Below are 9,150 nucleotides of genomic sequence, written 5' to 3' on the forward strand. Positions count from 1 at the left end.
CGACCCCGGACTGCGGGCCTGGCTGCACGCCCGCCGGCTGCGCTACGTGCTGGCGGTCCCGGTGGACCTGCCGCTTTCCGGCCCGCCCGGCAAGGAACGCCAGCCGAAGGTGGACAAGGCCGGTGACCTGCTGCACTACGCGGTCGTCCGCAACCGGTGGGAGCGTCGCTCATGCGGCGAGGGCGCCAAGGGACAGCGGTTCTACGACTGGACCGCCTTCGAGGTGAGGGTGACCGGGCAGGAGCCGGCACCCGGGTTCGCGCACTGGCTGCTGGTCCGCCGTTCCACCGAGAAGAAACGGCTGGCCGGTGGCCGGGTCGACTACGAGTACGCCTTCTTCCTGGTCCATGCCCCCACGGGCACCCCGGTGCCGGAGATGATCTCGCGGGCCGGCGTGCGCTGGAAGATCGAGGAGGACAACCGCGAGGCAAAGCAGCTGGTCGGCCTGGGCGGCTACCAGGTCCGCACCTGGACCGCCTGGCACCGGCACGTCACCTGCGCGATGCTCGCCCTGGCCTTCCTGGTCGTCCAACGCGCCCACCACCCCGATCCCGAGCCTCCCGCCGAGGACCCCGGCGATCTCCCCGGCCAGGTCGGGGCCGAGGGAAAAACCGAAGCCGTGACGCCAGCCCCTCAAACCCGCTGACCTCGCGGTTCGCCCCCGCCCGCACCACCCAGGCACTCCTGCCCGGCATCCGGCTCACCGTTCCCGCCCTGGCCACGCTCCTCGCCCTGACCATCCTGACGCCCCATCACAGCGACGCCTACCAGCTCCAACAGCACCACTGGCGCACCGAACACCAGACCCGAGCCACCGTCGCCCACTACCGCCGCCGTGACGACGCACTCCCTGCACGACTCCGCCCCTGGAAACACACCGACCAAGAACGATCACGCACTCAAGATCTGCTGCTGTAGTACAGGGAGGATCCGCAAAGCCGCTGGTCATCTACGTAACTTCTACGCTGCGTTCGAGTCGACCGGCTCGGGGCTGCAGCGGATGGACCATGACCACTGGCAGGGCGACGCGGCGGACGTGTTCCGTGCGAAGTTCACGCCGCACGCCAAGCAGTGGCTGACCGCCGCCGACGCCTGCGAGGAGGCCGCCGACGCGCTGGAGACGTACGCGCACATGGTGCAGTGGGCGCAAAGCCAGGCCAAGCAGTGCCTCGACAGGTACACGAAGGCCAGCGACGCCTACCAGCGTGCGCAGGCGGCGTACAACAACCAGGTTGCCGCATACAACGCGCAGGCCGCCACGTACGACCTGGCGTTGTCCGCCGGGCTCGACCCGGGCTCGGCTCCCACCAAGCCGGGGAAGTTCGACGGCGATCACTACGGGGCGGAGATGGCCCTGGCCGAGGCGGATCTGCACCATGCCCGCGAGCAGCGTGACTCCGCGGCGCGAACCGCTGCCCAGGCCGTCGAGGCTGCCACGAACACGGCTCCGAAGGAGCCAAGTTTCATTTCTCGCCTAGTGGCGGACGGCGAGGACCTAACCACCGGATCCTCGCTCGCCGTGGGCCATGTCGCCGGCGGTGTCATCAAGGGGGCCGCGGACATGCTGAAGTTCGCCCGCGGCCTTAACCCCATGGACCCGTACAACATGACCCACCCGGCGATGTGGCTGGACCAGGTCAACACAACGGCGGTCGGGCTCCTACACGCCTCCAACCATCCCACCGAGCTGGTCTCGGCAATGGTCGGCTCCGGATGGAGCTCAGACCCGGGTGAGGCGTTCGGCAAGCTCATCACCAACGTCGCCTCCGGTGTGCTCACCGACGGCGCCAGTGCCGAGGCGTCGGTGGCCGAACGCGACGCAGTCGGTGTGGCCGAGAACGCCGCCGAAGACGAAGCCGAGAACGTGGCGGAGCACGGGGCGACTAACAGCGGCGGCAGCGCGCTGCCTGATGGCTGGACCATTGATCCCACCACGGCGGACAAGGAAGCGCATCATGACTGGGGGCATCTGGCCCAGTCAACGGACCACGTCTCCGCGAAGGCCATTCACTACGACGTCACTGATCCGGAAACACAGGCGAGGTTCCTGGACGATCAGTATCCGTGGCTCAAGGACGTCAATGGTAACCGTTACTGGGACAATGTGCCCGGATATAACCAGAACTGCTCGAAAAACGTGGAGGCGATTGACGGGCGTCTGGACGGCCACGACTCAGTCGCCGAACCGCTGCACAAGCCGGCTTGGCCGAGCCAGGAGAAGCTCGGCAACCCGAACGCCGAATGGCAGCACAACACAAGCTACGATTCCATCATCGACGACATGGACAAACGGGGCGTCGGCTCTCGCGGTGTCGTCTACGTATCCAGACCGGACGGGACCGCACACGTCTTCAACGTGATTAACGACCGCAATGGAGTCGTCTTCCTGGACGGGCAGACCGGGAAGCTCGGCATTCTTGAGGGGAACGTCACCGAAGTCCGTTATATGCCCTATAGGTAGTTCCCTTGAAGCATTGAATTCTATGGAAAGAGCGATCGGGTCCTGAGAATGACGAGAGACGAAGCCGTCGAGGCGGCCCGTGTGTACCTGCGTGAAATTTACGGGGACGGTCCGCCGACCATCGTGATGCAACCGGAAATCTCGGTCGAGCACGACATGGCGTGGGCTGTGCGGTTCGATAGTCAGGAGCACATCGACAGCGGGGATATCACCCAGGCGCCGATGGTGCGGATGATCGTCGTCTTCAAGGACGGGTCGTTCGTGGGGTTCCCTCCTTCCGCCTACACCACTGAGCAGTCGAAGACGTGGCTGGCCACGGGGCAGCGGCCCAGGAAGCCGTTCTGAGCCCATGAACGATCCAACATCGCAGGCCGAGGACTGGTTGGGGCGGACCTACCGCGGAATGGTGGAACTGTCCGGCTCCGGCCCGGTCGCCGAGAGGCCTGAGACGTGGGTCTTTGGTTGCCGTGCGCGGCCGGTGCCCGGCTACCCGGTCACCCCCATGTTGACCTCGCTGCTCGCGGTCCCCAAGTCCGGCAGCCTTCCGTTCCACCCTGCCACCGACGATCCCTGGGAGGATCTGGAGGCCTTCGACCGTGCCCCAGGGCCGCGCGATCCAGCTGCGCAGGCGCTTCGCACCAACGCACGGGGCTGTCTGTTGGCCGCAGACGCCGCCCTGAACGGCGGCAGGGCCACGCCGTTGCCCTGGATGCCGTTCCATGAGGCACCCGGCTGGTGGGACCGTATGATCCACTGGCACTTCCCCGCCGCCGAGGTGTCGGCCTGTGCGGGCTGGGACGAGGTGATCGCCGCGGTGCAGCAACCGGGTCCGGGTACCCGCGGCGCGGTCTGGATCCGCCGTGAAGCCTACGGTGTCGAGGCGACAGGACACCTGGTCTACGCACACAACAAGGATGGCCAGGTGGTGCTTCTCGATCCACAGGCGGGCCGGCTGGCGCGTCTTGAACCCACCGGGATCCGTCGACTGACCCTGGCCCGCTTCGTGGGTGGAGGCGCCGGAACCGCGCCGGTGGTACCCGCCTGGCGCCGTCAGGCCCCCGATCTCGCATCGGCGGTTGGAAAGGCGGAGGAATGGCTTCTGGACGCGTACAGGGGTGAGGTCGCCCTGGTCCAGCCCTCGCCCGCTGACGAACTCGCACGCGGCTGGCTGTTCGCCTGCAACAGCAAGGCGTTCCTCGCCGGCGGACGTCCAGCTGACGCCATGCTGGACGCCGCCTTGGTCGTACCCAAGGACGAGAGCGAACCGTTCGGGCTGCCCAACTCCGATCCATGGGGCTGGCTCGCGCGCTGGGACGGTGGTACGGAGCCGGGCACCGAGGGCCTCGAACTGCCGCCGAAGCCGGGGCCGGTGAAGTGGATGCCGGAGACGATGGGCCGACTGGGACCCGTGCTCTCCGTCAAGGACCACACAGAATGGACAACCGTCCTCGCCGAACTCGCCACTTCCCCCGAGGGAACGCGCGCGGTGGTCTGGGTCCGTCGCGGGGACCGCCGGGGCCGCGAGTCCGTCGGCTTGCTCGTCGTTGCTGCCCACACGCCCCGGGGCCTCGTGCTGATCGACGCCGCCCGCGATGCCCCTGCCACACCGGACGATACTGGGGTGCGCTCGCTCCACGTCCTCCGCTATCGCTGAGGGCGCAGTCGGGGAGGGCCCGCAGCCCACGGTCGAACCGGTGTGGGCTCAGTCGGCCTGCTCGAAGACCGTCGACCACTGGTTGTCCGGCTGCGCGCATGCGTATCAGGTCCGCGCCCGGAGCTACTCCACGAGCTCGCGCATGTACGGGCCGTGGTCCTGCGGGCGTATCACCCCGTGCCGATGTCGACATTGTCGTCCGGTCGAGCATTCGCAGGTTGGCCACGCGCCCCGGCTACCCCTGGAGCTCGTTGACGTGGTCGGGCTCCACCACGCTCCTTCTCCACCAGGAAGCGCGCGTCTGCGTTACTCGTGGCATGTAGCGCGGCGCAGGCCACGGTGCGCGGCCCGGGGGGTGCTCCGCCGGACGGCTCCCTTGCCGCTTATGGCCACAGTTTCTGCACGGGAGCCCCATAGAAGCCAGTAAGGACTGCGTTGGCCAAGGTCATAAGGTGTGTCTCAAGATAAGGGGAGGGTAAGTCGGGCAGTGCAAGTGCCGCTCAATGAGCCTGCACGCATCGCCTATTGAGGCCTGGTGACCCACCAGGCCTCAGCCACGTGTGGCCGGACCGCATCGCGCCCCTCATCCGTTCGTATGACCCATGAGAGGTAGCCATGTCCTATTCGACCCCACCGGGAGGGCCGGGGAACGCCGGCCCGTACGGGGCACCGGTTCAGCAGCAAGGGTGGTACCCGCCACCGCCGCAGCCGCCTGACAACTCAGGAGAGGGCAAGGGGCTGAAGCGCGCCGTCATCGGGCTGCTGGTTCTGGCTGTGGTGGCTGTCTTCGGAGTCGGTGGACTGGCTCTGTACAAGGCTGTTGGCGGGGGTTCGCTGCCCGGCGCCCAGGGCGGCGGCGACGAGAAACAGCAGATCTTGAGCTCGGACGAGATCGACACGTTGCTCAACGGCCGTACCAATGCCCTGAAGAGCGGAGACGAAGACGAGTTCCTTAAGCCGTTCGTTGGCGCGGCGAAGGACAAGCAGCGCAAGATCTTCGAGAATCTGCGGAAGGTTCCTTTCGCGGAGAGCAAGTACATGGTCCTCCAGCAGACCGGCGACGGCTCGGATGAGTATGGCTCCGACGTGAAGCTCGCGCTGGATGTCGCCTTTGTTCATCAGGTCAAGGGCGTTGACGTTCGACCGGTCTCCGAGTGGTATCGGTGGACAGTCGAGAAGAAGTCCGACTCGGCGGCGCCGCGCATCAGCGAGGTGGGGGGATCTCCGGGCGCGAGCGCCATGGCCAACGCGGTCTACTATCCCGCCCCTTGGGACCTCTACGACGACATGTACGTCAAGCGTCAGGCGCACACGATCACGATCTCGGCAAAGAAGAATGCAGCTGATGCCGCTCGTTTCGCGCCCGTCGTCGAGCAGAGCGCCGAGAAGGACATCGCGCTGTGGGGATCGAAGGCGTCGTCGGTCCCCAACACCCCTGATGGCTTCCTCGTCGTACTTGAGCCGAACCGCAAGACGTACTCGAAGCTGTACAACAACGACGGTTCTGACGTGGGGTGGGATGCTGGGCAAAGCGTGCCCATGCCCGCCTTCAACGCCGGCAGCAGCGACAAGGATCGGCTCGAGTACGGCGGCGCGCGCATCAAGATGGATACGTCGGCGGGCCAGTTCACTTCATCCGCGTGGCGCAGAGGTGTCGGAGAGATTTCCCGGCATGAAATCGCGCACGCTCTTGTACAGCCGCAGGACCCGGGTGCCTACGGCCAGGACGAGAAGACGAGTATTCGGGCATGGGTTGTCGAGGGATTTGCAGAGTACGTCTCCTATCGGTTCGACCCGACTCTGGGTGACCGGCAGGTACGTGCTGACATGGCAGGGGAGGAGTTCGACGGCACGCTGCCCGGCCAGGACTTCTCGTCGGCGTACAACTCGGTCGGTGCGAACTACGCCCTCAGCTATCTGGCCAACCGATTCATCGCGGAGAAGGGCGGCGAGGAAACCCTCTTCGAGTTTGTCGTGGATCACTACAGGCATCCCACGAACCTCGATCAGCAGCTGCAGAAGGCCGTTGGCATGAACGAAAGCGAATTCCAGGCCGCGTGGGCCCAGTACGTCAGGAGCAACATCCGATGAGCGCGAACGGACCTGTGTCGGGTACCGGTCCCTACGGACAGCAGCCCCCTCCCCCGCAGCAGCCCCCCGTGCCGCCGCAGCAGGGCCATCAACCGTCCCAGGGATACGGCTATCCGCAACAGCCACCTGCGACCCCTCCGGGCCAGCCCGGCTACGGCCACCCGCAGCAGCCGTCCGCCATCCCACCGGGGCAGCCTGGCTACGGCTATCCCCAACAGCCGGTGCCCCCGCAGTATCCGATGGCTCCCCAGCCGGGATACGGCCCTCCGCAGCAGTACCCCGGAGCGCCTGTCCCCTCTGTGGGACCGCGGAAGAAGAAGGCCGGGCTGATCGTGCTCCTCGTTGTCGCACTCGTCGTGCTGGGTGGGGCCGGAGGAGCGGCGTGGTACGTGTTGGCGAACTCCGCCACTGAGCCCCTCTGGAGCGTGTCGACGAACGCGGATTGGTCCTTGAGCGACCGAGAGGTGGACGGCACCTGGTTCACCGATAGGGCTGTGATTCAGACCTTGTCCGATGGTGTGAAGGCCTATGACCGTGACACCGGAAAGAGGCTGTGGGCCACGCCGCTGCCCGGCGCGGGTAACCAGGCGTGCGTCGCCCCCTCCGTCTCTGATGGCGGTATCGGTGTCGTTGCTTATGGCGCGTCGGGTGCGGCTGGGGCGCACGGCAAGTGCGACCACGTAGCGGCGTACGACCTCAACTCCGGCAAGGAGCTGTGGCACCAGGGCTTCAAGGTGAAGGACGAGTTCAACTCCGGCACGAAACTGGCGGTGGCTCGTACCGGCGAGACGGTCGTGATCGCCACTGACAGGGAGCAGGTGGCGCTGAAGGCGGCTGACGGCACCAGGGCCTGGGACGTGAAGAAGGTCGTGCCGAGCGACTGCAACTCCGGCACGTACACCGGTGGCAAGAACCTGATCCGTACGACATCGTGCATCAAGGGAGACGCTTTCACCGGGAAGCCGTGGACCGAGGTATCGCTCGTCGACCCGGCTACCGGCAAAGCAGAGTGGACGAAGCGATTTGGCGAGGATGAAGCGGACGTAGCGATTTCTACTTCCCCTCTCGTCATCAGCGGAGATGCGAAAGGCGTGTTCGCGCTCGATGAGAAGACCGGTGAGCGGCGCGGCAAGTTCCAGGGGATGGCGGACAAGTACCACGTCCTCCCGGAGGAGGACGGAAGCCCGATGCAACAGGTCTCAGGCGTCGGGAACATCCTCCTCATGGGGACGGCCAAGCAAGGAAGCACCAAGGGAGAAGCAAAGACGTTGGTTGCCTATGACCTGGACAGTGGAAAGGAACTGTGGAACGCGCCGACTTCCAACACAATTCAGTACATTCCGCTCAGGGACACAGGAAGCGAGCGTCTGTTGGCGTACGTCACCGACGGCGCGAATAAGCCCAAGCTTGTGGAGTTCAACCCCAAGAACGGTGCGATGACGACAGTCGTCGAGTATCCGGAAGAGGTGCACACGCACATGGGCGGCAGCGAGAGGCCGTTCTGGCACAACGGAGTGCTCTACGTCAGCTCAGTTGGCGCGAGCGTGCAAGGTGATTCCTACGCCCTCGTGGCATTGCCCACGACCGCTTCGTAGGCACTGACCGGGCGGTGGGGCAGACCGAGATCGTCTGCCTCACTGTCGTGCTCCAGGGCGATCAAGGCGGTAAATGGCGGCATTGCGGTCTTCCCCGCGTCGATCAGCGCGCCCCGTCGTCGGCCGGACCAAGAACACTCGGTCCCCGCGGGGAAGCCATCGGCTACCCTGATCGCCTCGAACTCATGAGTGAGCAGCAGCAACGGGGGTTGCCACATGTCCACTGGTGTGGACTCGCCATGCCCTGAAGGGCAGTTGATCCGTTCCGGCAGGAGCCGACATGGCTTCTGAATTCTCCCGGCTGATGAAGCAGGACTTCTCCGATCTGGAAGCCGCGGCCAAGACGTGGCGCGAGTTGTCGACGACCATGGACTCCCTCACCGACCGCCACCGTCGGCAGGTGACGGGGCCACTGCACGCCTCCTGGAAGGGCGACGACGCCGACGCGGCCCTCTTCTATCTGGAGGACGTCGAGTCGCGGATCGGCGTGGTCGAGACGGAGGCGATGGCCGTCGCCGAGGTCCCAGACCTCCTGAGCCGCCTGTGGACGGTGCCCGCTGAGCTGCGGGTCCTTTGACCTCTCTGATATCTGAAATTTGTTGAGATCCGTAGGGTCTGGGTAGAGTCGGCGGGTGACCGAGACGACCGCGCCGACCTTGCCGGGGATGCCTGATCCCTGGCGGCTGGAGCGGCGTGAGGCCGGTGGGCAGGTGCTGGTCACGTTCGGCCCGCGGGCGGTGTTTTCGTATGCGGCCGCGGATGCGGGGATGCGGAATCTGGCGGCCGTGGCGGTGACCGAGGCGGGGGTGTCGGTCAATGAGGCTGCCGCGGTGTTCGCGCTGACGCCGCAGTACGTGTCGATGTTGCGCGGCCGGGCGCGCAAGGACGGGGCGGCCGGGCTGGTCAAGCAGCGTGGCAGACCACCCAAGTTGACACCCCGGCAGCGGATGAGGGCCAGACGGTGGGCGGGTGAGGGCTGGACGCAGCGGCGTATCGCCGAACAGTTGGGGGTCGCTCAGTCCCAGATCAGCGTGCTGCTGGCGCGCGAGCCGGCGATGGCGCCGCAGCCTGAACTTCCGCTTGCTGCAGGCGATGCAGAACCCGGCGACGCGCCGGGAACTACCGTCCCGGAGCCGGAGCCGGAGCCGGAGCCGGAGCCGGAGCCGGAGCCGGAGCCGGAGCCGGAGCGGTTGGCGGGTGCGGTGCGGTCGCGGTATGCGGGGGCGATGCTGGGGCATGCGTTCCTGTCCCGTGCTGAGAGTGCGGTTTGAAGGCTTTCGTAGTGCTTTCTCATGTTGCGCCCCGACCCCTACCGGGCGACTGACCTGCGGTCCGGCACGAACGGCTGG

The 9,150-nt window shown here is 66.3% G+C and carries 7 protein-coding genes and 1 pseudogene; all 8 read left to right on the forward strand.

The annotated features are described in order from the left end of the window. A pseudogene (locus tag AB0N07_RS48670) lies at positions 1-646 on the forward strand (hypothetical protein); the annotation flags it as partial. A gap of 189 nt (positions 647-835) precedes the next feature. Then, positions 836-2,461: a putative T7SS-secreted protein gene (locus AB0N07_RS48675; RefSeq protein ID WP_365847079.1), complete on the forward strand. Its 1,626-nt coding sequence runs from the start codon at positions 836-838 to the stop codon at positions 2,459-2,461. Positions 2,462-2,509: 48 nt separating this feature from the next. Further along, the gene (locus AB0N07_RS48680; protein WP_365847081.1) at positions 2,510-2,806 is read left to right on the forward strand and encodes a YrhB domain-containing protein; all 297 of its coding nucleotides are present in this window, start codon (positions 2,510-2,512) and stop codon (positions 2,804-2,806) included. Positions 2,807-2,810: 4 nt separating this feature from the next. Then, positions 2,811-4,115 (forward strand): YrhB domain-containing protein, encoded by a 1,305-nt coding sequence (locus AB0N07_RS48685; protein WP_365847083.1) that lies wholly within the window; start codon positions 2,811-2,813, stop codon positions 4,113-4,115. 615 nt (positions 4,116-4,730) lie between these two features. After that, complete coding sequence (locus AB0N07_RS48690) at positions 4,731-6,206, forward strand: hypothetical protein (RefSeq protein WP_365847085.1); 1,476 nt, start codon at positions 4,731-4,733, stop codon at positions 6,204-6,206. Between the two features lie 299 nt (positions 6,207-6,505). After that, complete coding sequence (locus AB0N07_RS48695) at positions 6,506-7,801, forward strand: PQQ-binding-like beta-propeller repeat protein (RefSeq protein ID WP_365847087.1); 1,296 nt, start codon at positions 6,506-6,508, stop codon at positions 7,799-7,801. A 280-nt stretch (positions 7,802-8,081) separates the two neighbouring features. Beyond that, positions 8,082-8,378 carry a hypothetical protein gene (locus AB0N07_RS48700; RefSeq protein ID WP_365847089.1) on the forward strand — a complete coding sequence of 99 codons (297 nt, stop codon included), beginning with the start codon at positions 8,082-8,084 and terminating at the stop codon, positions 8,376-8,378. 55 nt (positions 8,379-8,433) lie between these two features. Next, a complete protein-coding gene (locus tag AB0N07_RS48705; protein WP_365847091.1) occupies positions 8,434-9,072 on the forward strand; it encodes a helix-turn-helix domain-containing protein in 639 nt (212 codons plus the stop codon). The last annotated feature ends 78 nt before the right edge of the window (positions 9,073-9,150 follow it).

Source organism: Streptomyces sp. NPDC051172, assembly GCF_040682555.1.
Taxonomy (GTDB): Bacteria; Actinomycetota; Actinomycetes; order Streptomycetales; family Streptomycetaceae; genus Streptomyces.

Bases quoted from the DNA above. Each gene is read 5' to 3' on its own strand.
- AB0N07_RS48700 (WP_365847089.1), top strand. From the start codon at position 8,082: ATGGCTTCTGAATTCTCCCGGCTGATGAAGCAGGACTTCTCCGATCTG.
- AB0N07_RS48685 (WP_365847083.1), top strand. From the start codon at position 2,811: ATGAACGATCCAACATCGCAGGCCGAGGACTGGTTGGGGCGGACCTAC.
- AB0N07_RS48680 (WP_365847081.1), top strand. From the start codon at position 2,510: ATGACGAGAGACGAAGCCGTCGAGGCGGCCCGTGTGTACCTGCGTGAA.
- AB0N07_RS48690 (WP_365847085.1), top strand. From the start codon at position 4,731: ATGTCCTATTCGACCCCACCGGGAGGGCCGGGGAACGCCGGCCCGTAC.